Genomic DNA, 23,613 nt, shown 5'->3' with positions numbered 1-23,613 from the left:
CTAATCTAGCGGCCTTCCTTTTTTGTCTTTTTGAGGTGTATATGGCGTTCTTTTCTCGCTCGTTGTTAGCAGCGGCCATTACATTCTCTAGCTTTTCCAGTTACGCAACCTTAGAAAAAAAACAATGCGATGTAGAGCTAAGCCATGGCTTAATCATCACTGATGATGTCATTCGTATTGTTGATAAAGGTCAAACTCGTGTACAGATCAACAACGATCACCAATTGTTTATAAGAGGCTACTGGGTTGATTTAAGCCCAGATGAAAGCAAAGTTGTGGAGCAGTTCAGTCGAGGCATTAGGCAAACAGTCCCTGAACTTGTTGACTTGGCGACCGATGGTGTAAACCTTGGCTTAAGTGCCATCGAGCAAGTTGTTGAGGGCATGTCAGACAAAGAGCCAGAAGTGTTAAAAACTCAGCTGCAATATGTTGAGCGTGCGCTGATGGATAAATTTAAGCGTGGTGATGACTTTTTCTTTATTGCCCCGCAATCGCTGTCGAAAATTGATGACTTTTTTACCAAAGAAATCAGCCAAAAAATTCACTCTGCAGTGCATGGCTCACTTGGCGCTATTTTAGTCTCGTTAGGTGATGCTTTTAAATCGCGCGAAGGTAATATCGAAGACCGTATCAATGATATGGGGCAGCGTATGGATATCATCTCAACTGAAATTGATAAATCACTGCAAAAGAAAGCAGAGCAGTTAGAGATGAAAGCGTCAGAGTACTGTGAGTGTTTGAACTCGTTAGATGTCACTGAATCGCGCTTACAACAAATGGTGCCTGGTATGGCCGATTTTGATTTGGTACAAATAAAGTCTTAATGCGAATTTAAAAAGAAAAAGCCCAGCAGTTGCTGGGCTTTTTCGTTTTAAGTTGATTTAAATTAACTGAATTTAGCGGTTTCAGTTTCTAAATTGCTAGTAAGACCTTTGATCAAATCGGTTGCTGTATGGGCCTGATTTGATACATCAGCCGTTTGTGAAGCCGTGTCTGAGATAGTCACGATACGTTTGGCGGTGTCTTCACCGGCATCAAGCTGCTCTTTTGCAGCAATGGCTATCTGATGGCTCATTTGCGCGATTGCGCTGAGTGAACTGGCAACGCGTTTTAGTTCTTCATTGGCTTTAGTCGACTTTTCAACGGTTTGTTCACTGGTACTAATACTAAGCGAAACAGATGACTTGGCATCTTGGGTTGCAGCTTGCAGTTTGCCAATCATATTGCGGATTTCTTCAGTGCTGGTTTGTGTGCGCTGAGCAAGCCCACGAACTTCATCAGCAACCACCGCAAAGCCTCGTCCTTGCTCGCCTGCACGGGCAGCTTCTATCGCCGCATTAAGCGCAAGTAAGTTCGTTTGTTCGGCAATACCTTGAATAACACTCAGCACATTTGCGATGTTATTTACCTCATCATCAAGCACTTGAATGTTATTACCAGCGCTGTCAATTTGCTGCTCTAAAAGCGCGATGGTATCAGCAGCCTCGCTGGTTAAGTGGCTGGCACTTTGACCTTGTTGCTCAGCTTCTTGCACTGAGTAAGCTGCTTGTTCAGCATGTTCTACAACGGTTTGCGCTGAGGCTGTTAACTCGGTAATAGCTGAAGCAACCATTTGAGTTTCTTCGTTTAGGCTACGAGTCAGTTTGTCGAGCTCAACAGAGCGAGATTCGTTATCAACACTTTGATTTTTTAAGCTATCAGTAACCCCTTTAATACCGCCAACAACACCACGTAAGCCTTGCTGCATATAATGCATAGCAGCAATAATGCTCTCAGGTGGGGCATCTTGGCGAATATGTGAGTTTAAGTTGCCACGAGAGACGTTTTTTACAATACCGATTACTTCATCAATTTCGCCGCCTAAGGCATTAGTGAGCGATGAACCAAAGCGGGCAATGGCAAAGGTCAGCGCAATGGCAATAAGCATAGATAAGCCAAGCAACCACTTTGCAGTATTCCAATAACGTTCATCAACTTCTTTGGCGCTAATGCCTGTACCAACATACCAGCCAAACAGCGGTGTTTTTTGTACTACAGAGGTTAAATCAACGGTTTCACCATCTCGCACTGAATCCCAGTGATAGGTAATGATTTTATTGGTCGTGTTGCCCACGAGATTTTCGACCATACGGCCGATACTGTTGCCGCTGGCATCTTTAAAATCGTTAAAGCTGGTGCCGTGTAGTTCTGGGTCGTGCGGAGTGGCGACAAAATCTAAGTTGTTGTCGACGACGTAGACATATTCTGAGTCGTGGTATTTATTTTCTCGAAGTACCTGAATAGCAAGCTTCTTTGCTTGTGCTTCTTCGAGTTGATTGCTTTTAACCATCAACTCAAATTGCTCAACAATATTGGTGGTGCTCTTCATGAGCTGGTTGATACGCGCGATGTTGTCGCTTTCGCTGGCATGGCGTAAAGATTGTAAGCCAAGTAACGCTATCGCAGATAACGCAATAAACATAGCGATAGCAAATAAGGTGATTTTTGTTTTTAAAGCTAGTCCTGATAACACAGTCAGCCTCCTTTATTATTTCCCCTGTTAACTTTTACCACGTTTGTCTGGTTTTATTAAGGAAAAATGACAGCGTTATCATGACTTTTGCTCAAGTACCTATTTAGAGCTTCAGTTCGGCTTCTGTAAGGGCACGATATTCACCGCTAGCAAGGCTTTCATCGAGGGTAATGTCAGCTATTTTTTCACGATGTAATTCAACAACTTTATTACCTACAGCAGCAAGCATTCGCTTAACTTGATGGTATTTACCTTCGCAAATTGAAAGGCGTAAGCTGTAGCTTGCAAGTTTTTCAACAATCGCAGGGCGAGTTAGCTCTTTTTCGTTGTGCAATTGCACCCCTTGCTCTAACGCTGTAATGGCTTCTTCATCAATAGGTTCTTGAGTTTCAACTAAATACGTTTTGAATTTGTTATGCTTTGGTGCAGTAATTTTGTGTGACCAGTCGCCGTCATTAGTGATGATCACTAATCCTGTGGTATCGATATCTAAACGGCCTGCAACATGAAAGTCGCTCATATTTGGTTCATCAAGCAAGTCAAATACAGTCGGGTGAAGGTCATCTTTATTGGCACATACATAGCCAGCAGGCTTGTGGAGCATGAAGTAGCGCTTACCTAAAAACACCAGCGGCTCGCCTTGCCAGCGCACGTCATCATCTTGGCTGATTGAATAATCAAATGAGGTGATCACTTCGCCATTAACAGTGGCGTATTTACGTTTGATACCTGCTTTGGTTTTGCTGCGAGGTAACTCGGCAATATGGCTGATAAATTTATCTAAACGGCATGGAAATTTCATTGGGATCACATTTTTAGTCGGCTACAATGGCGGCGAGTATAGCGGATACTAGTTACCTATGACAGTACAGCAAGGACAAATATTACAGCATTACCAAGCGCAAATAGCCAAAGGTGATTTGCAAGAAGACTGTGCCCAGCGCACAGCGATAAATGCTCTTGATAATCTAGCCACAGAATTGGCTGCACCAAGCCATTGGTGGCAAAGCGCTAAGCCAATAAAAGGGGTTTATTTATATGGCCCAGTAGGGCGTGGTAAATCCATGTTAATGGACGTGTTTTTTCGGCTTGTTAATATTGACGCTAAGCAGCGTTTGCACTTTCATCATTTTATGAAGCAAGTGCATGAGCGCTTAACTCAGCTGCAAGGGCAGAAAAATCCGCTGACGGTGATTGCTAAAGAGTGGGCAGAGCACATTCGCTTGATTTGTTTTGATGAGTTTTTTGTTTCTGATATTGGTGATGCCATGATCTTAGGTGGCTTATTCAAAGCCTTGTTTGAGCAGCAAGTAGTGTTAGTGGCAACGTCAAACTGTCAACCGGAGCAGCTATATCGCAACGGTTTACAGCGAGCACGATTTTTACCCACTATCGATTTATTAAATGAGCATTGCCATGTTTTAAGTGTTGAAGGCGACAAAGATCATCGCTTTCGCTTTGGCAAACAAACCGCACATTATTTTATTAATAACAAAGAGGCGCTAACAGAGCGCTTTTTAAAGCAAGAGCAAGTAATACAAAGGCAAACAACGATAGAGGTTTGCCACCGCGAGCTTAGCTGTATCTTGCTCGCTCAAGACGCCATTATGTTTGATTTTATGACGCTTTGCTCAGGACCTAGAAGCACCGCGGATTATATTTATTTGGCAGAGCGTTTTCAGCGCGTTTATTTACTCAATGTGCCAGTAATGGGGCGCGGAGCAACAGGTAAACAAATTGTGCATGGCATTGAAGATAGTTATCAGCGAGAAAAGCAGGATTTACAAGAACACTTTTTAGATGATGAAGCACGGCGCTTTATTGCTTTGGTTGATGAGTTTTATGATCGCAGCCGATTACTGGTGATTTCGGCCAAGGTGGGTATTAGCGATTTATATCAAGGCCAAAAACTGGCATTTGAGTATACACGTACCGAGTCTCGATTAGTTGAGATGCAAAGCTGGAAAAGATAAAAGGCGCAATAAAAATGCGCCTTTGATGTCAGCATAGCTGGGGATCTTCATATGAAACGGTTAAAAGCTATATTGAGCACCTACATACACGTAGCGACCAGCACCACCGCCGTATGCGCTGTAGTAGTTACCACGGCCATATGGATAAAAATCACCTTTATTATCAAACACGTTATTCACACCACCGAATACGCGCAATTGGCTCTGTTCACCAAGTGACATGGTGTAAGACGCTGAAAGGCTGTGTTTTAAGAACGAACCATAATCTTGGTAGGCAAGTTTTTCTGGATTACTGATACAAGTATCTTCACCAGCGTCACAGCGGGCATCATTTTCGGCAATATACTCTTGATAATCTTCTTCAAGACTCTGGCTTGCTTTAAACGAGCCTAAGTAATTTGTACGCCAGCGAATACGCAAGTTATCGTTACGCCATGTCAGTGACATTGAGGCTTTATCTTTGCTGCTGCCGTAACCTGCGTAGTGACTGGTTACTAAGCTGCCATCAAGGCCTTCATAAGTTTGCGAGTTTTCGATTACATGGTTGTAATCTAGTTTAAACGATAACTGACCTAGGTTATCTAAGTCGAGTTTGTACTGTGCAACCACATCATAACCACGTGCAGTTAGCTCATCGAGGTTATATTGACGCTGTAGAATCTTGATAATGTTACCTTCGCTATTACGGGTAATATCATTACAAAATACGTTGTCTTCACCCCATGCTGCTTCTGAGTCGTAACATTCACGCATGATGTTTTCATTGCTGATCTGCGAAATCGCATCAACAATAGCAATATCGTAGTAATCAACAGCAAGATTAAAGTTTTCTAAAAAGGCAGGAGCCACTGTCACACCAAAGGTATAGGTATCAGCGGTTTCTTCTTTTAGATTTTCGTTACCTGCCCCTGGAGAGTAACTGTTGTTCTCATCGCTAAATTCAAAGTTAGGATCAGCAGCAAGTTGAGCAGCTAACGTCGGCTCTTTGCGGCAGTTGTCGTGACCTGCTTTAGTTGATGTTGCCGTTAAACCGTCACAAATATCATCATAGCTGTCGTAATCGCCACGCGGTGGTGACATAAGCTCTGTGATTGTGGGGGCACGTTGAGCGCGAGCGTAGTTTGCTCTAAATGCATAGCCTTCGATTGGTTCCCAAAATACACCTAGCTTGTAGCTGGCAACGGTGTTGACGTTTTCCATGCTATAGTTAGCCAAACGTAATGAAGTTTCTGCGCTTAAATTCTTTGCTAAAGGAGCATCTTTTAAAAGTGGGATCGCAAGCTCTGCAAAGGCTTCATAGACCTCAACTTCACCATAAAAATTTGGTACATAGTTGAAGGTAATACCGCCTGCTTTCATGTCGTCGCTGGTTGATAGGTCTTGGCTGTCTTTACGGTATTCACCACCAAATACTGCGGATACTGAGCCTGCTGGTAATTCAAATAAATCACCCGCTACGTAGCCAACCACACCGTATTGTTTTATTTCAGTATCAATAATTGGGTTGGTACGGATCCAAGCAGCCATTTCTTCGGTGATAGATCCCTCACCAAATAAGTTAATTGGCACACAGCCTTCAGCGCGAGCTGCTTCATCAATACATTGAATGGTGCCATCCGCTAATTCTTCTGCTTGCAAAGCTTGATTAAGTTTTACAGTATTTAATTCATTGCTACGAATTTGGTGTTGGGTAAATCGACCATAACTTGCAGATAGATCCCAGTCCCACTCGTCGTTAAATAATGTGCCTTGAAGACCAGCCCAACTACGAATGGTTTTACGAGTATTATCGGTGCTGATATTACCCACTTCACTGAAGCGGCGATCCCAATAAATACGATCTTTGTATGGGTTGGCATCGAGGATTTCTTGCGGAACATATGGGTTGTCGATTGGGATGTAACCCGGTGCTACATCAGCAAGGGGCTCGCCAGTGGTAGGGTCATAACGCGGCACATACGCACCTTCGTATTCATCTTCAGGCGACTTATTGTTAAAAGAACCACTTTCACTGTATTGAACTTGCGCGTAGAACATCACATCGTCAGTTAAATCGTAATCAATTTTAACTGCAGCAGATACGTTATCGCTTGGTACATCAAGCATCACGTATTGATTTGAATTGATACCGTAAATTTCTTCGTTGCCTTTCCAGTCATCACGTAGAGTTTGACCGTCATACCAAAACTGTGTGTCGTTACGGCTGTTTTCTAAGAACACACCGCCAGGAATACCATCACTTTTGCTAACCCAATCAGCTTGTGTGATATCACGCATACATTGATCGCCATCTGCTGTTTGCATTACATTACACATGCGATCTGGATCGTAATCGTAACTATCTTCGATTTGTGCGCGTTTACGATCGTAAAAAGTCATACCGAAATCACGGTCCCAGTTGGCACTGAAATAGGCGTAACCGCGATCTTCAGCAAACGAGGTACCGTAGTTTAAATCAAGGGTAAATTCTTTACCGCCGCCATCGGTGGTTTCACCTGTGTTCGCTTTAAAATCAAAGCCTTCTTTTTTGGATTGGGTGATAATATTCACCACACCTGCTACAGCATCGGCACCATAGGTTGCAGATGCACCGCCACTGATTATTTCAACGCGCTCAACCATACCGCTAGGAATGGTATTTAAACTGACATAGTTGCCACTGTAGCTGTTTGAAACAACTCGGCGACCATCAATCAGTGTCAGAGTACGGTTAGCACCTAAATCTCGTAGTTGTACTGTCGATAAGCCAGTCGCTGAAACACTCGATTGGCTGGTGGTGTTACCTATGCTCTCGCTAAGAGCTGGCATGTTATCAACCAAAATGTCTGATAAGTTGGTTAAACCTGTATCGGCAATGGCTTCGCGGTCCATTGTGACCAGCGGTGTTGGAATTGAAAAGCTATCGCGTTTAATACGTGAACCCGTAACAACGATTTTTTCCGGCTCTTCAGTTTGTTCATTAGCTGCTGGAATGGTGTTGGCAGGGCGGGCAATCTCAGCATCATTGGCAAATGCATGTTGGCTAAAACCACTGGCAACAGCAAGTGCAATAGCACAAGGTTTGGTTAGTAGATTTCTCACAGGCGTTCCTAGTTGTTTTATTTTTAGTTTTTAGAACCAGAGTGATGCTCTTTTTAAGGGCAGTTAAAATTTACAGTGAGCAACACTCTGGTTGGTCGGTATTGACGTAAAAATTTTTATAGAAATGTGAACCTAACTACAATCTTAGGTGGCTCGTTTATGTCTCTATTTTATATCTATTGAATATCTATTTATTTAAAATCAGTGGCTTAAGAAATATTTATTGTTAACCGTTTTGCAACGTTAAAGCTGGTGAAAGGGCTGCTTTTACGATAAATTGATAGGGCTTTATACTGCTGTACTTCTAAAATGGGGTTTTATTTAGAGTAAATGGAAACATCTAATCGCGTTTATCAGCTGGGCTCATGTATTGTTAACCCACTCGAAAATAAACTGATCTGCAATGGTAGTGAACAGCTTTTGCAGCCTAAGTTTATTGAGTTGTTAGCTTGCTTAGTGGCGCGTTACCCCGAACCCATCACCCGTGAAGAGCTCATCAATAATGTTTGGGAGGGCAATTTTTACGTGGGTGAAAAAGCCTTAACAAATGCTATTTGGCATCTACGAAAAGCATTCAAAGAACTCGATCCAGAACAAACTTACATAGAGACATTACGTAAAACGGGTTATCGCGTTTTGTTAAAGCCCGAGCCAATAGATACAGCCGATAAAGAAAAACCTGTGGGTTTTAGTATCACAGCTGCGCAAATCCGCCAGCTGTTTGTGGCTTTGTGTGTCATTAGCTTGGTGGTAATGTATTGGCTGTTCTCTTCGCCTGTAAAGCAAACTAACTCAAGCTTTGTGTTACCGCTTAATAGCATCGAAAGCGTGACGGCAAGCCCTGGTCGTGAGATTTATCCTTCAATTTCTGATGATCTGCACTATTTGGTGTATTCATGGCGACAGCTTGGTAAACCAAATAACCTATATTTACGTGATTTACATTTTCCTGAGCACCCAGCAAAGCAATTAACGGACTCACCTTTTACAGAAGGGCGCTCTGTGTTTAGCCCAGATGCAAACACATTATATTATTACCGCATGGCCTCTGATGTTTGTGAAATTGTAAAACTCTCTTTGGTAAATGCCACCAGTGTCGTGCTAGGGGAGTGTAGTAATAACTATGCGCCTGATCTTGATATCAGTAGTGATGGTAAAACCTTGGCCTACATTGCTGATCATACGAGCAAGTCAGGTGACTATGTCACTCGTATCAAACTGCTCGATTTACAGGCAAAACATAGAAAAGAAACAGTTATTCCTTGTAATGATGACTGCGAAACTGTGTATGAGTCAGTGTCGTTTTCGCCAGATGCACAGCGAGTTGTGGTTACGCGTAATGTTAAAAACAACCAAAAAGCGCTGTTTTTAATAGATGTAAAAACAGGGCAAAGCCAACGGCTAACTCATGATTTTGTTGATATTCATGGTGTAGATTGGCATCCGTCTAAAGAGCAATTGGCGTTTAGTGCAGTTGAGGGCGGTAAACGTTATGGGTACTTCTTTGACATTAAGAATCAAACCCTAATCAACACGCAAATTGCGGGCATGAGTTCACCTAATTACAGTAGCGATGGCAGTGTTTATTACCATCAGTGGGATTTAGATAAGGTGATCACGCGCCTGAAAATAGACGAACAAGTGGCCAACTCGCCGTTTTCTATGTTGTCGACCAATTTTAGTTCGCTATTCCCTGAATATAATCAGCAGCAAAATAAACTGCTGTATGTGTCGAATGAATCAGGCAGTTCACAGCTTTGGATTGTTAACCCTGATAGCAGCTCGCGAAAGCAGCTTACTGACTTTGCACATAACACGGGGGAAGTTCGTGATCCAACTTGGTCAGCCGATGGACGCTATATTTTGTTTTCATTGTATGACAATGGCAGTACCCGCTTATATATTTATGATTTCAAAGTAGAGCAAAGTCAGCAAATCAAACTGCCATTTAGTCATGCAATTAAACCTAAGTTTAGCGCTGATAGCCAGCATATTTTAGTCTCTGATGGTGACTACTTATATCGTTATGACTTAACAGGTAAAAGCCTAGGTAAAGCTGTTGAAGTGCCGGCGCAGTATGGCGTTGAAATACAATCGGGCGATATTTTATTTACCAACTCGCGCCATGCTATTTGGATAAAACATCATGATACGGGTGTTGAAGAAATGCTGGTGAACGATGTTAAGTTGGCGCGCAGTTATGCATGGTTGCTAGTGGCAAAGAACGCGTATCATGAGGGGCGTATTTATTATTATAAAGAACGCTTAGGTGATTACCGTATTAGCTACTATGACTTAGCAAGTAAGCAGCATCATGATTTAATTGCTTTACCGGAGCGAGCTTATAGTCGCTCATCGGGCTTGACCTACATACCCAATGAGCGTTGGCTGGTTTATACAGCGTACTTATCGCCTGAGATAGAAATCAAGCGTTTACCCGCAGCCTATTTACCAAAGTAGTTAACACTTACGGTAGATGTCAGCATCCATATCGTAAATATTAACGCTTAAGCTATACGAGCGGCGGCAGTATGTTCTTAAGCAACTTAGTAATTGCTCACTGAGCATTTGCTTTTGCTCTATAGTTCTGCCTGCCATGATTGATGCGCCGATGTGAATAAAGCCATCTTTGCCTTCACCTAATTCGTAATGCTGATAAGCAATTGCACGAGTCTTTATGGTCGAAAGTTCAAATAAGCCTGAGTCAAAAACGGCTTGGTGAACTTTTTCAACTAACACTTGTGGCAGAATTGGCAAGTCTTCTGAGTGTTCTATAACAATGTGCGGCATGGGGTCTTCCTTAAAAGCGGTAACTAAAACCGATGTTTGTCTGAAATTGGTTTAACACATCACCATCAAAGTGCCATAGACATTGGTCGTCTTCTGATGTTGGCAATGTGCACGATACGTTACTTGCATTATTTACAATAGTTGCCAGCCAGCGAGTTTCAACATAAACCCGAGCTTGTTCAGTAAATAAATAATCTGCGCCAGCATATAGGCCAGAGGTAAAAAACGTATCAGAGTCGGCAAAGTCAGTGCTGACGTGGTTTGCGCCAATTTGGGCACCCACAAAACCAACTATACGGTCAGCTAATGGCACTTCTACGGCACTTTGAAATAGCAGGTATTGCATCTCGACTTGCTTGTTAGTTTGGTCTTTCATATCAAGTTCTGTTGCAGAATAAAAGAACCCATAACGAGCATTCTCAATGGTTCTATCTAGGCTGACAGTAAAATGGCTGTCATCCTCAAGCTCAATTTTTAGGTTTTCTTCGGTTTGCACCGAGCTAGTAAAGTTTTTGCCGAAACCAGCGCTAATAGAGTAGTCAGCGTGAGCTGTACTACTTAAGAACATTAAACACAGTAAACCAAGCGATTTTTTCATTGTTTAGGTGCTCGTTGTTGAAGATATTTTGAGATAGTATTGAAACATAGCAAGCAAATCGTTGTAAACGGACAACTATCGCTTTTTAATAAGGAACACTAGGATGAAGTTACTAAAATTAGCTGCACTTACTGCGCCACTGATTTTGTTGAGCGGTTGCTCGGATGATGCTGCTTCGGTGAGTTTGGGGTTATTTACGACCAAAGATATTAAAGTGGTATCACAACAAGATCCGCTTATAAGCGGTGTAACTTGTCACATTAGCCATATTGAAGCGAACCTTGATTTTGCTGATCCATCCGATATGTCTATTGCCTGTCGTCAAACCGGTCCCATTACCGCTGACCAATTACAACAAATTGACCGCAGTAAATCGGGCGAAGTGGTTTTTAAGTCATCGAAAAGTATTTTGTTTAAATCGTTAAAAGTACGTCGTATTTATGATGCGCCAACACGCACTTTATTATATTTGTCTTATTCAACGAAAGAGTCGAGTGGCAGCCATCATCATGCTTTATCAACCGTACCTCTTTACAATACAAATGCATGGCAATGGGCACAATCACAAGAGTAATTTATGTTAGCGTTATTTAAGTCAGCCCCACTTGTTGATGAGCAAGAGCAGCAGTGGTTAATCGATACCTTTTTATGGGCTGTTGAACACTTTGATAGTGAATATTTTTTAAAGCACACGCAAATCATTTTACCTAATGGGCAGTTCTTTCCGGATAGGGTGTCGAGCGTCAGTGAAATGGCTGAAAAGGTATTTAGTCGAGTTGTTGATTATGCGGGGATGCAGGCGTGGCCAATTAACTTAGTTGCGCCATCTGGGCTTACACCTCAGGTGTTTCCGCATTTTGAATTTCAAGATAATTTACGCGGTAGCGAGGCGAGCTTAATTGTGCCGGCAAATCATCCTGTGAATATCTCGTTTAACCCGAACCAAATCAATCAACCGCAAGATTTAGTGGCAAGTTTTGCTGGTACCTTAGCAACCATTTTGATTCACCATGTGGGTGTCTTACCTCCCGGTGGTAAAGAGTACTTACCGCAAGCAAGCGATGCGTTGGCATGCTATTTAGGCTTTGGGGTGATGATGAGTAATACGGTGTATCAATTTAAAGGAGGCTGCGGCTGCGGTTATAACCCTTATGCCAATCGCCAAGCAGCGCTGACTGAGCCACAAACGCTATTTATGCATGCGCTGGTTACGCATTTTAAAGGGGACAATCAGTCGAAGAAGTTTTTAAAACCCCATTTACGCAGCCAATATAAAAAAGCGCAAAAGCAAATTAAAGCATTGGTAAATGACAGTGCAAATCCGTTGTTATTAGCATTAGATGAACAAGCAGTAGGGTAATATTGAGTGCAGTATTTAGATGAGTTTTTATTGATAGCCATAGCTCACTTTTTTGCGGTAGCAAGCCCAGGCCCTGACTTTGCAATTGTACTCAAGCAAAGTATTCAACAAGGTCGTAAAAATGCGCTTTGGACCAGTGCCGGTGTTGGGGCGGCAATTCTGTTGCATATTGCTTATTGTGTATTAGGTGTGGCGTTAATTTTATCCCAGTCACCTAGCTTATTCATGGCTTTAAAATACCTTGCGGGGGCTTATTTGGCATACTTGGGTGTGCAAGCTTTACGAAGCGCAAAACCTAGCGATAGTAAACAGCAAACCCTTGCTTCTGCTGAGCCTGAATCGGTGTATAAAGCATTTCGACGCGGCTTTTTTACCAATGCCCTTAATCCCAAAGCAACACTGTTTTTTATGTCGTTGTTTACTCTTGTAATAAGCCCTGAAACACCTGCTGTAGTGCAGGCTGGTTATGGCGTGTATATGGCAATGGCGACTTGGCTGTGGTTTTCATTTTTATCATTGGTGTTATCAAAAGCATCAGTGCGAGCATTTTTCTTAAAAAGCGGATACTGGTTTGATAGAGGCATTGGCGTGATCTTAATTGCCTTAGCTATTCGCGTTGTTGTGTGAGGTAAGTATGACGCTATATAACTTTTCATTTGGTTCAAATATGTCATCGAGCAGATTGCTGGCAAGGCTGCCTGAAGCAAAGCGGGTAGGTACAGCTATTTTAAAGGGCTATGAGCTGACGTTTGATATGGTAAGTACCGACGGCTCTGCAAAGTGTAGCGTGCGCAAAACAGATCAGGCAGATGCCTTGGTATATGGTGTTGTGTATCAGTTAAACGAAGCTGAAAAGTCGATTCTTGATGATATCGAAGGGCCGCGTTATGACTGTGTAGATATCACCGTTGAGCTACTAGATGGCGAGCAACTTGCTGCCCATTGTTATATCGCTAACACCTTAGATGAGTCTTTACTGCCATTCGACTGGTATCTTCAGCATGTTCATCGCGGAGCGCTTGAAGCAGGTGTACCAAATCATTACAGTGAAGCAATACTCGCAAGACCAAGTTGCGATGATCCAGATAAAACCCGAGCAGCGAAAGAGTTCGCTATTCACAACAATAAAAATCACCAAGGGATATTATGATATTTCGTAAATTAGCCGTTGCAGCGGCGCTTTTATCGAGCTGTTCGTTTTACAGTTATGCCGATATTGATACTAAAAAAATTGAAAAAGTAATCGAAACGTCAATGGCACGTTTTGACGTACCGGGTATGGCTGTAGCGATTGTTGAAAATGACCAGGTCGTGTTAGCAAAAGGTTTTGGCGTATCTCACCTTGATACCGGTAAAAAAGTAAATAAAGACACCTTATTCGGTATCGCGTCAAACACCAAAGCATTTACCGCAGCAGCGTTAGCTAAATTAATTGATGAAGGTAAGCTTAGCTGGGATGACAAAGTAATTGATCATCTTCCTGAGTTTCGTCTGTATGACCCTTACGTAACACGTGAAATGACCATTCGCGATTTATTAAGCCACCGTAGCGGTTTGGGTTTAGGGCAAGGCGATTTAATGATTTGGCCAGATACTGACAAATCGATTGATGAAATTATCGCAGGCCTAAAATACTTAAAACCGGCGAGTAGCTTTCGCAGTAAATACGCCTATAACAACTTAATGTTTGTCACTGCAGGTGAGGTGGTAGCCCGTGTATCTGGCATGAGCTGGAATGATTACATCGAGAAAAATATTCTTCAGCCACTTGATATGAAAAACTCACGCGCAGGTTTTTCACGTATTCCTAGTAGCAATAAAAACTGGGCGACGGGTCATATTCCAATGGATGGCCAACTACACCCATTTTTTGTGAACTACCTTGAAGATTTCCGTGGCGCTGGTGCGATTGCATCTAGCGTAAGCGATATGAGCCAATGGCTACGCACGCAGCTTGCACATGGCAAAATGCCAAATGGCCAGCAGTTATTCACTGAAAAGCAGCAGCAACAAATGTGGCACCCGCACATTACGTCAATGGCATCAAAAGGTGCTTATGAAGCTTACCACCAACAATTTAGAGGTTATGGTTTAGGCTGGAGCATTGAAGATTTCCACGGCATTAAAAAGCTAGGCCATGGTGGTGGTATCTTAGGCATGGTGTCTCAAGTGACATTATTACCAGAGAAAAATCTCGGTATTGTTATTCTGAGTAACCAGCAAGCATTCAGCGCGCTCTCTGCGGTGACTTACGAAGTATTAGAAGATGCATTAGATCTTGAAGATAAAGACTGGATTGAAGACCTTGCTAAAAAGCACTTTGAAGGTAAAAAAGAAGCTTACGCAAACGCAAAACCAGAAACACCTGCTGATTATCAAGCGAAACTACCAAACATCAACTACACAGGCACGCTGCACGATAACTGGTATGGTGATGTGGTAATCGAGGAGTTAAATGGTCAGCTACGTATTGATTTTACTCATACAAAGCGTTTGAAAGGTCAGCTTGAGCATTACACGGGCAATACGTTTATTGTGAAGTGGGATGAAAAGTTACTTGAAGCAGATGCTTACATTGAGTTTCAAATGAGCCCGGATAACCGAGTGAGTAGTGCAAAAATGCGTGCTGTCTCAACGGCGGTCACAGACTTTAGTTTTGACTTTAGGAATTTAGATTTACGCGCTAAAAAGTAAACCAAAGTCGCAAAGCCACCATTAGGTGGCTTTGTTATACTGGGGGAAAATAATTCAAGGAGCGTATTATGAGAACGGCAGTTATCTCACATCCATTTTGTCGTAAACATAAAATGATTGAGGATCACCCCGAATGCCCTGCGCGTTTAGATGTGATCACCGACCGCTTGCTAGCAAGTGGTGTTGATATAGCAATTACTCACTTACAAGCTCCTAAAGCCAGCCGCGACGACTTTTTACGTGCTCATGATGAACCTTTGGTAAGCCATGTAGAGCAAACAATTCCCGCTGAAGGACTTGCTGAATTAGACGGCGACACTTGGTTGTGCCCAGATTCAATGAAAGCAATTGAACGAGCCGTTGGTGCTGGATTACTCGCCGTTGATGAAATCCTTGCTGATAAACTGGATGCCGCATTTTGCTCGGTTAGACCACCAGGGCATCATGCAAACCGCAGCACCTCGGCAGGATTTTGCGTTTTTAATAACCTAGCCATTGCCGTGAAATACGCGCAAAGCAAAGGTGTTAAACGTATCGCTATTTTGGACTTTGATGTACACCACGGTAATGGCACGCAAGATATCTTTTTAGATGATGACAATGTGTTGTTTTGCTCTTTGTTTCAACATCCTTTTTACCCAAATACTGCGGTTGAAAATAACGCGACTTTAGTTAACTCACCGCTGCCAATTGCCAGTGATGGTAATGACTTAAAAGCTGTTTACCTTGAGCAGTGGCTACCAAAACTCAACGAATTTAAACCTGAACTGTTGTTTATTAGTGCAGGTTTTGATGCTCACCTTGAAGATGACATGGCAAGCCTGAAGTTTGTTGAAGACGATTACGCATGGCTAACCACGCAATTAGCTGAGTTTTGTCAGCAGCAAGATTGCAAAGGGATTATCTCATATCTTGAAGGGGGCTATGCTTTATCAGCTCTAGGTCGTAGTGCCGTTGCGCACATTAAAGCGCTGGTGGATGCACCTTAATCTGCCAGCATCGCAAAGGCTTGCGTTGGTGTAAGCCGAGTAACCTTACTTAAACAGCATACTCCCTCTTGTGCTAGGTGCTCAGTCACTCTATTAGCAAGCTCTATATCAGTTAATGCTTTCACGCTTTCTTCCTGCAAGTTGACATAGTGCCCTGTTGCCAAAAGTAGCATCGCTTCTTGCTGCTGCTCTTTGCTTAAGCCATATAAAAAGCTTTCTATATCGGCTTCGTCTTCAACTAATGCTAATTCATGGTCTGAAAAAATAATCTTAGGAAATGATGAGTGCATTTATTGTCCTGTGTCAAAGTTGCATAGGTTGAAATGATTATAATTGCCAATTCATGTAAGAACTAGGAAAGTCGACTTATGAATCAACCAAGACGACATCAAAAGGTGAGTGATGTCTTTTCGCAAAAGCTGGTATCGTGTCCTGCGCATACGCCTTTGGTCGATGCGGTAAGGTTGATGCATGTTCACAATGTGACGGCGATTTTTATCAAGCATGAGCAGTCTGTAGTTGGTATTTGGACTGAGGCTGATTGTTTGAAAATTGACATCAGCAGCCCGCTCTATAAGAACCTTGCCATTCACGAGGTCATGTCGGCGCCTGTTATTACAGTACCAAATCAATGCTCAGTCAGTGATGCAACCTTGCGTTTTCAACAACATGGCATTCGTCATTTATTGGTGATGGATAGCGAGAATCAGCCTGCGGGTATGTTGAACTTATCTGATATTGTGCATAACCAAGGTTTGGACCACTACCTACAATTTCGACCCATTCATGACCAGTATCGCACTGATCTAGAGATAGTTGATGCGCAAACACCGATAGAAGAGGTTGTGCAACTGATGCGCGCTGGCCGCCTTGATAGTGTACTGGTTTATAACCGAGAGCTTGAACTGCACGGTATTATTACTCAGCGTGATATTGTTGAGCTGATCATTCAAACCGAGTGGCTAAATCCTTGTTGGCAATATGCTAGCTACCCGTTAATTGAAATTGATTGTGAAAGCAGTTTATTTGATGCGTATCGCACTATGACAGAGCGTAATGTGCGTCATTTAGTGGTTCGAGATGATGAAATTTGCGGGGTGATATCATTTGCTGATTTGATCACAGAGATTGAGTCAGCTTATTGCTGCGAGCTTGAACGGGCCATAGAGCAGCGTGACATTGCTTTGCAAAAGTCACAACGTAACCTATTTTTAGCAAATAAAATTATTGATGCCTCACTCGATGGCATTATGTTAACCCGTAAAGACGGCACTATTATTCAAGTTAACCCAGCTTTTACTAAACTGACCGGCTTTGCCGAGCATGAAGTAATCGGTAAGCGTCCCAATATTTTAAGCTCGACAAAACATAGCCGTTCGTTTTATCAAAAAATGTGGCATGCCATTGAATACGAAGGGGTCTGGCAAGGGGAGATCTGCAATTGCAAAAAAGATGGTGAAGAATTTGTAGAGTGGCTCACCATTATCCAGATTAAAGATCCTAACTTTGATGAAGTGCTTTATGCGGCAATTTTCAGCGACATTACAGAGCGTAAACGTGCCGAAGAAAAAATTGCCCAGCTTGCCTATTACGACGAATTAACCGGCCTGCCTAATCGACGCTTATTTCATGACAGACTCTCTATTGCGCTGAGTTCTGCCAAACGAAACCATGATCTATTAGCGGTGATGTTTATCGACTTAGACCGCTTCAAAGAGGTTAACGACAGTTTAGGGCATGACGCTGGTGATAACTTATTACAGCAAGTGGCAGAGCGTATTTTATCAATTCTACCTGAAGGGGATACTCTTGCACGTTTAGGTGGCGATGAGTTTGTTTTATTATGCGAAGTAAATCGGGTTGAAACACTGCTCAACTTTGCCGAACAAGTATTGCAGCAAGTGAGTATGCCGCTTGCTATTAACGAGCATGTGGTTGCAATTACAGCTTCTATTGGCGCTGCAGTTTACCCTGATGATGGCGTAGATAGCGCTACACTGCTTAAGCATGCAGATATTGCTATGTACCGTGCTAAAGAAGTGGGGCGTAATTCATTTCAATTATTCAAACCTGCGATGAATGCACGTTCTTTAGAGCGATTGGCAATGATGAGCCGATTACAAAACGCCATCGAAAGCGATGAGTTTGAGCTTTATTTCCAACCTAAGCAGCAATTAAATTCAGGCAAAATTTTAGGAGTAGAGGCACTGTTACGTTGGCATGAGCCAAACCTTGGAGTGATTTCACCTGCTAAGTTTATCCCTCTTGCTGAAGAACTTGGCCTAATTGTGAAACTTGATTTATGGGTTATCGAGCAAGCGTGTAAAGAGTTAGAAAAATGGCAGCAACAAGGCATTGAAGCAGGGCGCTTGGCAATTAATATTTCGGCAAATCACTTACGTCAGGGGCAACTAGCATCGAATGTTGAGCGCTTACTTGAGCGTTACGATGTAGATCCACACAAGCTTGAAGTAGAGCTTACTGAAAGCTGTTTTATCAGCCACTTTAGTGAGGCTAAGCAAGAGCTACTCGCGCTTAAAAAGCTAGGTGTGCATATTACGTTAGATGACTTTGGCACGGGCTATTCGGCTTTAAGTTACTTAACTAAACTGCCAATTGATACGTTAAAAATAGATGCCAGCTTTATCGCAAAAGTGCCCGATGAATACGGTAATAGTGAAATTGTTACGGCGATTATTAGCCTTGCCAAAAGCTTGAGTATTCATGTTGTCGCAGAAGGGGTAGAGAAGGTAGAGCAGTTAAATTACTTACGTTCACTTAACTGCGATACCATTCAAGGCTATTACTTTTGCCGCCCAATAGCGAAGCAGCAATGGTATGATTTTTATCTCAATAGCGAAAAAAGTGCCTAAGCTAGGCTAATTTCGTAAGAAGTGAACTTACGAATATTAATGACGCCAGTATCAAAAATTAAGTACTGGCCTTTAATGCCTTTTAAAATACCAGATACTTCTGGTGCTTTATCAAAATTGAAAGAGCTGATTTTGCTTGGGTATTCACTTACTGGGTAGTCTAGCTCAACTACATCTTCATCGAGCTTTTCAATGGCTGTTGCGCCAAATAGCTCTGCAAGTTCACTCAACTTAGCATCAATCTGTGGGATCAACTCTGCAGCAGCAGCTTTTAAATCAATCGATTCAGATTGGCCTTTTAGCATGTTTCGCCAATTGGTTTTATCAGCAATAAATTCGGCTAAGGCAACCTCAACTAAACCCGATTGAAGACGGGTTTGTACTTTGAAGATAGGTAAAGCTTGCGTCGCACCTTGGTCAATCCAGCGTGTAGGAATTTGAGTATGGCGGGTAATACCTACTTTTAGGCCTGAAGTGTTGGCTAAATATACGTAGTGCGGGATCATGCAGTTTTCTTCACCCCACTGTGGCTCACGACAGGTGCCTTTATCAAAGTGGCACGTTTCAGGTTTCATGATACACATGTCACAGCTAGCCAGTTTGCGCATACACACAAAACAGTGGCCTTGAGAGTAGCTTTTCTTGGTTTTCTTACCACAGTTACAGCAAAAAATATTGCCGGTAAAAGTCAGTGTGAGCGGCTTACCAATATAGTCATTTAATGAAACTAGCTCATCACCGATAGGTAATTGATATTCGACAGGAGAAGTCAGTGTCGACTTTAATTTTCTGATCGTACCTTGCATCTTTACATGGCCCCTAAAGATGTTAAAAAGGGCAGTGTAACACGGCCTATTTGAATTGTGAGGCAATAAAGCTTAGATACTCATTAATTGGCACCGCTTTGCTGTAATAATAGCCTTGCCCTTGATCTGCGCCCATCTTGATCAGCATTTTTTCTGTTTCTTGGTCTTCAATGCCTTCGATGGTGATATTCATATCAAGGTTATGAGCCATATCAATGGCGGTTTTTACCACTACCTGGTTGGTGGTGTTATTCACTAAATCAAGAATAAAGCTCTTATCGACTTTAATCGTGCTAAATGAATAATTTACCAAGTAGTTTAACGACGAGTAACCAGTACCAAAATCATCGAGTACCACCTTGCTACCGAGTTTATTAAGTTCGCTGATAAAGCTAACCATTTCATCATGGTTTTTGATAAGCGCAAACTCAGTTAACTCAAACTTTAACTGATCCGCAGTAATGCCATGCTTTAAAATGGTGTTTTCGACTTTTTCGACAAGCTTTGGGATAGCTAGATTTTTGGCACTTAAATTAACGCTAATGGTATGCTCGCGATAGCCTTGTCGATTAAGCTGGGCAGCTGCTAGGCAAGCCTGATCAATCACCCATAAGCTCAACTCGTTAATTAAACCAGTACGTTCAGCCAATAAAATGAGTTGCTCAATGTCCAGGTATTTACCCGCTGTAGGCCAGCGTAACAATGCCTCTGCGCCACAGATAGTACCATTGCGTAAATTAATAATGGGCTGTAAGTAAATGGCTAAGGTATTGCTTCGCATTGCTTGTTGTAACTCAGCGGCAAGGCTGACATCCATATCGATATGCGGTGTAGTAAAGTCGATGTTGTGCTGCTTTTGTGACAACCCTAAGTAGCCACGTTGTAGCCAAATATCAAAGCCATCATCATTAACCGGTTCGGTAATGCTATAGCGGTAGTAAAGCTGTAGGTCTAAGCCTGCCACTTTATATTGCTTAGGCAGCTGTTTGCATAAGTTGCTAAGTTCTTGGTGTAGCTCTGCTTGTGATTGAATTTTGGTAGAAATAAAAGCCAGCACACCATTGCCTAAGTCAGCCACTTTTGGACTGTTATCTAGCGCTGACTCTAAATTAATAAATTGCCTATTCTTATTAATTTGATGCTCTAAAGATTGAGCCACAGTGATAATTATTTGGCTGCTTTGGCTTGGCTTTAGAATGCTCATTAGGGCATTAAATTGCTCTATTTTCACTAAACAAAGATTAGCGAGTCTATGCTCCGAGGTAATCGCCATATAGGCTTGTTTGAGCATTGCTTGGTTGAGTAGCTCAGTTTGTTGGGTATGGGTTGCATGATACAGCGCTTTTTCACGTTGATAACGCACCCGGTCTGCCAGCGCCATTGCCATAAGCACAATCTCACAGAGAATGGCGACTAAAAATATGTGCCTAACTGCAAAGCTGTAGGGAATAAAGCCAGTTAATTCTAACGGCTGAATGGCTGCGCCTACAATCAATGGCACCCACGACATGACATAAAACTTCGCCCACCGAAAACCGCTCACCAATTTTTTGTAAATCATGCAAATACATAGAATGTATAACGGCACCATGATGGCAAAAAAGATTTTTGAAGAATGGTATTCCAGCATAAAAAAGCTGATAAGACTGAGGCTAAACAGCAGGGCTAAAAAGCTGATACTAAGCTTGTATAGGCGGCAATTGTCTTTATGGTAGCGTAAGAACATGGTGCAAAACGCCACGGTGAAAAATGCAATCGCATAGTTACTGAAGACCACTTGCTCATTAAAAAAGATTTGCCACGATAACGGCCATAAGTAAAAACCAAAGCCGAGCACTGAGCCCATAAGTAACAGTGCTGAGATGATGTAGCCTATATAAATAAGGTAGACGCGATCACGGATCCCTAAAATAATACCAAGTTATACAGGGCAGCCATGATCAGCACACCAATGAAGATCCCCCAAATTCCTGATTGCGAACGTAGTAAATCTTGAAACTCTTTTTCACCATAAATATTAATAGGTGTTTTGCTAATACCAACCGTATCAATTTTTATAATGAGGGATGTTTGCTCATAGCCCTGCATTGTAAGCATGCTGTGCGGTGTACTGTATTGAAACAAACTAAGACCAGATACTTTATCACCCAGCTCGGTTGTATCTATAAGCTGGCCCTTATCATCAACATGATAAACGCTAAGATAATCAACCATAGGGTTATCAAAGTGAATCGCCAGCTCAACAGGCTTTGCTTGGCGGTTTTCTAAATCAAGCTTTAACCAATAATCTTGCGCCGCTAAATCCCACTCAACATCTTTAAAAGGGCGCTGTTTAAGTTTGTCTGGTTCAGCTAAAAACTGCTCGAGAGTCAGCGCTTTACTACTATCAATTCGATAAGCTGTATTACTGTAGATGGGGGCTGTTTTATCTATGGTGTAGCGGGTAGGGCTGGCTAAATGTGCAGCTAGGGTAGCAATGATAAAAAACAAAATTGTCAGAATAAGAAATGAAACAAAGTTATATTTCAGTGCTTTATTATTCAAAATTAGTTCTTTATCTAGGTAAATGTTCTTAACAGTGTAGCATTAAAAAAGCGCAGATAAACTGCGCTTTTTTCAGAATTAGACTGGTTTGACCTTAATTCTGTTCGCGAGCAATTGCACGGTAAGCGATATCAGTACGATATTCCATGCCTTCCCAGCTGATTTGTTCAACCAGTTTATAAGCACGTTGTTGCGCTTCGGTTACTGTGTTGCCAAGTGCAGTAGCACAAAGCACACGACCGCCAGCAGTTACAACGTTTTCGCCATCTTGCTTAGTACCTGCGTGGAATACTTTCTCACCTTCAGGGTAAGTAACTTGCAAGCCGCTGATTGCATCACCTTTCGGGTAGCTATCTGGGTAGCCTTTTGCTGCTAATACAACACCGACTGCTGCACGCGGGTCGAACTCGATTGCTGTTTTATCTAGTTCTTCACGGTTAGCCGCTTCGATAAGCTCAACAAGGTCAGACTTAAGACGAAGCATCATAGGTTGTGTTTCAGGGTCGCCAAAACGACAGTTGTATTCGATTACTTTTGGCGTACCATCAGCGGTGATCATTAAACCAGCGTATAAGAAACCAGTGTATGGGTGGCCTTCTTTTGCCATACCTTCAACCGTTGGGTTGATCACTTCGTTCATAATACGTTGATGAATTTCATCAGTCACCACTGGAGCCGGTGAGTATGCACCCATGCCGCCAGTGTTCGGACCTTGGTCACCGTTGTAAGCGCGTTTGTGGTCTTGGCTAGTTGCGAATGGCAGTACGTTTTTGCCATCAACCATCACGATGAAAGAGGCTTCTTCGCCTTCTAAGAACTCTTCGATAACCACGCGGCTACCCGCTTCACCAAAGCTGTTGCCTGCAAGCATATCGCGGATAGCTTCTTCAGCTTCAAGCTCAGTCATTGCAACGATAACGCCTTTACCTGCTGCTAAGCCATCAGCTTTAATAACAATAGGCGCACCTTTTTCCTTTAGGTAAGCAAGTGCAGGATCGATTTGTTCAAACGTTTGGTAGTCAGCAGTTGGAATGTCGTGACGTGCTAAGAAGTCTTTAGTGAATGACTTAGAGCCTTCTAGCTGTGCAGCACCTGCTGTTGGGCCGAAGATAGCTAAACCGTTTTCACGGAAAGTATCAACGACACCTAAAACAAGCGGTACTTCTGGACCAACAATAGTTAACTCAACGTTGTTTTCTTTAGCAAAAGTAACTAAACCTGCTAGGTCTTCAACGTTGATAGCAACGTTTTCAAGTTTTGGCTCTAGTGCAGTACCTGCGTTACCTGGAGCAACGAAAACGGTGTTTACTTTAGTATTTTGTGCAGCCTTAAACGCAAGAGCGTGTTCGCGGCCGCCACTGCCGATGACAAGTACATTCATGGCGTATAATCC

20 protein-coding genes are annotated in these 23,613 nt (G+C 42.5%); 10 read left to right on the top strand and 10 right to left on the bottom strand.

The window, feature by feature from the left end:
• The first annotated feature begins 41 nt into the window (after positions 1-41).
• Positions 42-824, top strand: a complete 783-nt coding sequence (locus NFU46_RS08175) for a YggN family protein (RefSeq protein ID WP_251601076.1) — start codon at positions 42-44, stop codon at positions 822-824.
• Positions 825-886: 62 nt separating this feature from the next.
• Here the strand turns inward: NFU46_RS08175 and NFU46_RS08170 are convergent, their stop codons facing one another.
• Together NFU46_RS08170 and rsuA are read right to left on the bottom strand one after the other, a co-directional pair.
• Positions 887-2,461 (bottom strand): methyl-accepting chemotaxis protein, encoded by a 1,575-nt coding sequence (locus NFU46_RS08170; protein ID WP_054561198.1) that lies wholly within the window; start codon positions 2,459-2,461, stop codon positions 887-889.
• Between the two features lie 154 nt (positions 2,462-2,615).
• Positions 2,616-3,314, bottom strand: coding sequence for a 16S rRNA pseudouridine(516) synthase RsuA (gene rsuA / locus NFU46_RS08165; RefSeq protein WP_058585860.1), 699 nt, complete (start codon positions 3,312-3,314; stop codon positions 2,616-2,618).
• 58 nt (positions 3,315-3,372) lie between these two features.
• Here rsuA and zapE point away from each other — a divergent pair, with 58 nt between their 5' ends.
• Positions 3,373-4,485 carry a cell division protein ZapE gene (gene zapE / locus NFU46_RS08160; RefSeq protein WP_251601074.1) on the top strand — a complete coding sequence of 371 codons (1,113 nt, stop codon included), beginning with the start codon at positions 3,373-3,375 and terminating at the stop codon, positions 4,483-4,485.
• Positions 4,486-4,545: 60 nt separating this feature from the next.
• Here the strand turns inward: zapE and NFU46_RS08155 are convergent, their stop codons facing one another.
• Positions 4,546-7,566 carry a TonB-dependent receptor domain-containing protein gene (locus tag NFU46_RS08155; RefSeq protein ID WP_251601072.1) on the bottom strand — a complete coding sequence of 1,007 codons (3,021 nt, stop codon included), beginning with the start codon at positions 7,564-7,566 and terminating at the stop codon, positions 4,546-4,548.
• A 330-nt stretch (positions 7,567-7,896) separates the two neighbouring features.
• On the opposite strand from NFU46_RS08155, the gene NFU46_RS08150 reads away from it, so the two are divergent.
• Positions 7,897-10,026, top strand: a complete 2,130-nt coding sequence (locus NFU46_RS08150) for a winged helix-turn-helix domain-containing protein (RefSeq protein ID WP_251601070.1) — start codon at positions 7,897-7,899, stop codon at positions 10,024-10,026.
• Here NFU46_RS08150 and NFU46_RS08145 read toward each other — a convergent pair whose 3' ends face one another.
• Together NFU46_RS08145 and NFU46_RS08140 are read right to left on the bottom strand one after the other, a co-directional pair.
• A complete protein-coding gene (locus tag NFU46_RS08145) occupies positions 10,027-10,356 on the bottom strand; it encodes a 5-carboxymethyl-2-hydroxymuconate Delta-isomerase (protein ID WP_054560998.1) in 330 nt (109 codons plus the stop codon).
• Between the two features lie 10 nt (positions 10,357-10,366).
• Complete coding sequence (locus NFU46_RS08140) at positions 10,367-10,954, bottom strand: outer membrane beta-barrel protein (RefSeq protein WP_251601068.1); 588 nt, start codon at positions 10,952-10,954, stop codon at positions 10,367-10,369.
• 103 nt (positions 10,955-11,057) lie between these two features.
• Between NFU46_RS08140 and NFU46_RS08135 the strand changes: the two genes are divergently transcribed.
• The 6 genes from NFU46_RS08135 to NFU46_RS08110 all read left to right on the top strand — a co-directional run bounded on the left by NFU46_RS08135 (position 11,058) and on the right by NFU46_RS08110 (position 15,997).
• Positions 11,058-11,528, top strand: coding sequence for a CreA family protein (locus tag NFU46_RS08135; RefSeq protein ID WP_251601066.1), 471 nt, complete (start codon positions 11,058-11,060; stop codon positions 11,526-11,528).
• A gap of 3 nt (positions 11,529-11,531) precedes the next feature.
• Complete coding sequence (locus NFU46_RS08130) at positions 11,532-12,314, top strand: hypothetical protein (protein WP_054560995.1); 783 nt, start codon at positions 11,532-11,534, stop codon at positions 12,312-12,314.
• A gap of 6 nt (positions 12,315-12,320) precedes the next feature.
• Positions 12,321-12,941 (top strand): LysE family translocator, encoded by a 621-nt coding sequence (locus NFU46_RS08125; RefSeq protein WP_251601064.1) that lies wholly within the window; start codon positions 12,321-12,323, stop codon positions 12,939-12,941.
• 7 nt (positions 12,942-12,948) lie between these two features.
• Complete coding sequence (locus tag NFU46_RS08120; RefSeq protein WP_175078479.1) at positions 12,949-13,464, top strand: gamma-glutamylcyclotransferase family protein; 516 nt, start codon at positions 12,949-12,951, stop codon at positions 13,462-13,464.
• On the top strand, positions 13,461-15,008 hold the full coding sequence (locus tag NFU46_RS08115; protein ID WP_251601062.1) for a serine hydrolase: 1,548 nt from the start codon (positions 13,461-13,463) through the stop codon (positions 15,006-15,008). Before NFU46_RS08120 ends, NFU46_RS08115 begins: the two co-directional genes overlap by 4 nt.
• A 68-nt stretch (positions 15,009-15,076) precedes the next feature.
• Positions 15,077-15,997 (top strand): histone deacetylase family protein, encoded by a 921-nt coding sequence (locus NFU46_RS08110; RefSeq protein ID WP_130166215.1) that lies wholly within the window; start codon positions 15,077-15,079, stop codon positions 15,995-15,997.
• Here the strand turns inward: NFU46_RS08110 and NFU46_RS08105 are convergent.
• The gene (locus NFU46_RS08105) at positions 15,994-16,287 is read right to left on the bottom strand and encodes a DUF4144 domain-containing protein (RefSeq protein WP_251601060.1); all 294 of its coding nucleotides are present in this window, start codon (positions 16,285-16,287) and stop codon (positions 15,994-15,996) included. The two genes, NFU46_RS08110 and NFU46_RS08105, sit on opposite strands and share 4 nt — an antisense overlap.
• Positions 16,288-16,365: 78 nt before the next feature.
• Here NFU46_RS08105 and NFU46_RS08100 point away from each other — a divergent pair, with 78 nt between their 5' ends.
• Positions 16,366-18,870, top strand: coding sequence for an EAL domain-containing protein (locus tag NFU46_RS08100; RefSeq protein ID WP_175078477.1), 2,505 nt, complete (start codon positions 16,366-16,368; stop codon positions 18,868-18,870).
• Here NFU46_RS08100 and NFU46_RS08095 read toward each other — a convergent pair.
• The 4 genes from NFU46_RS08095 to purD all read right to left on the bottom strand — a co-directional run bounded on the left by NFU46_RS08095 (position 18,867) and on the right by purD (position 23,601).
• On the bottom strand, positions 18,867-19,676 hold the full coding sequence (locus NFU46_RS08095; protein ID WP_251601057.1) for a DUF2797 domain-containing protein: 810 nt from the start codon (positions 19,674-19,676) through the stop codon (positions 18,867-18,869). The two genes, NFU46_RS08100 and NFU46_RS08095, sit on opposite strands and share 4 nt — an antisense overlap.
• Before the next feature lie 46 nt (positions 19,677-19,722).
• Positions 19,723-21,531: an EAL domain-containing protein gene (locus NFU46_RS08090; RefSeq protein ID WP_309296739.1), complete on the bottom strand. Its 1,809-nt coding sequence runs from the start codon at positions 21,529-21,531 to the stop codon at positions 19,723-19,725.
• Positions 21,532-21,581: 50 nt separating this feature from the next.
• Entirely contained in the window at positions 21,582-22,220 is a 639-nt protein-coding gene (locus tag NFU46_RS20490; protein ID WP_309296738.1) for a 7TM-DISM domain-containing protein, read from the bottom strand.
• Positions 22,221-22,314: 94 nt separating this feature from the next.
• Positions 22,315-23,601, bottom strand: a complete 1,287-nt coding sequence (purD, locus tag NFU46_RS08085; protein ID WP_175078475.1) for a phosphoribosylamine--glycine ligase — start codon at positions 23,599-23,601, stop codon at positions 22,315-22,317.
• Positions 23,602-23,613 lie beyond the last annotated feature (12 nt).

This window comes from Pseudoalteromonas sp. NCCP-2140 (genome assembly GCF_023708065.1).
Classification (GTDB): domain Bacteria; phylum Pseudomonadota; class Gammaproteobacteria; order Enterobacterales; family Alteromonadaceae; genus Pseudoalteromonas.
Note: the sequence above shows the minus strand (reverse complement) of the source record. Positions and strands in the feature narration are given on the sequence as shown.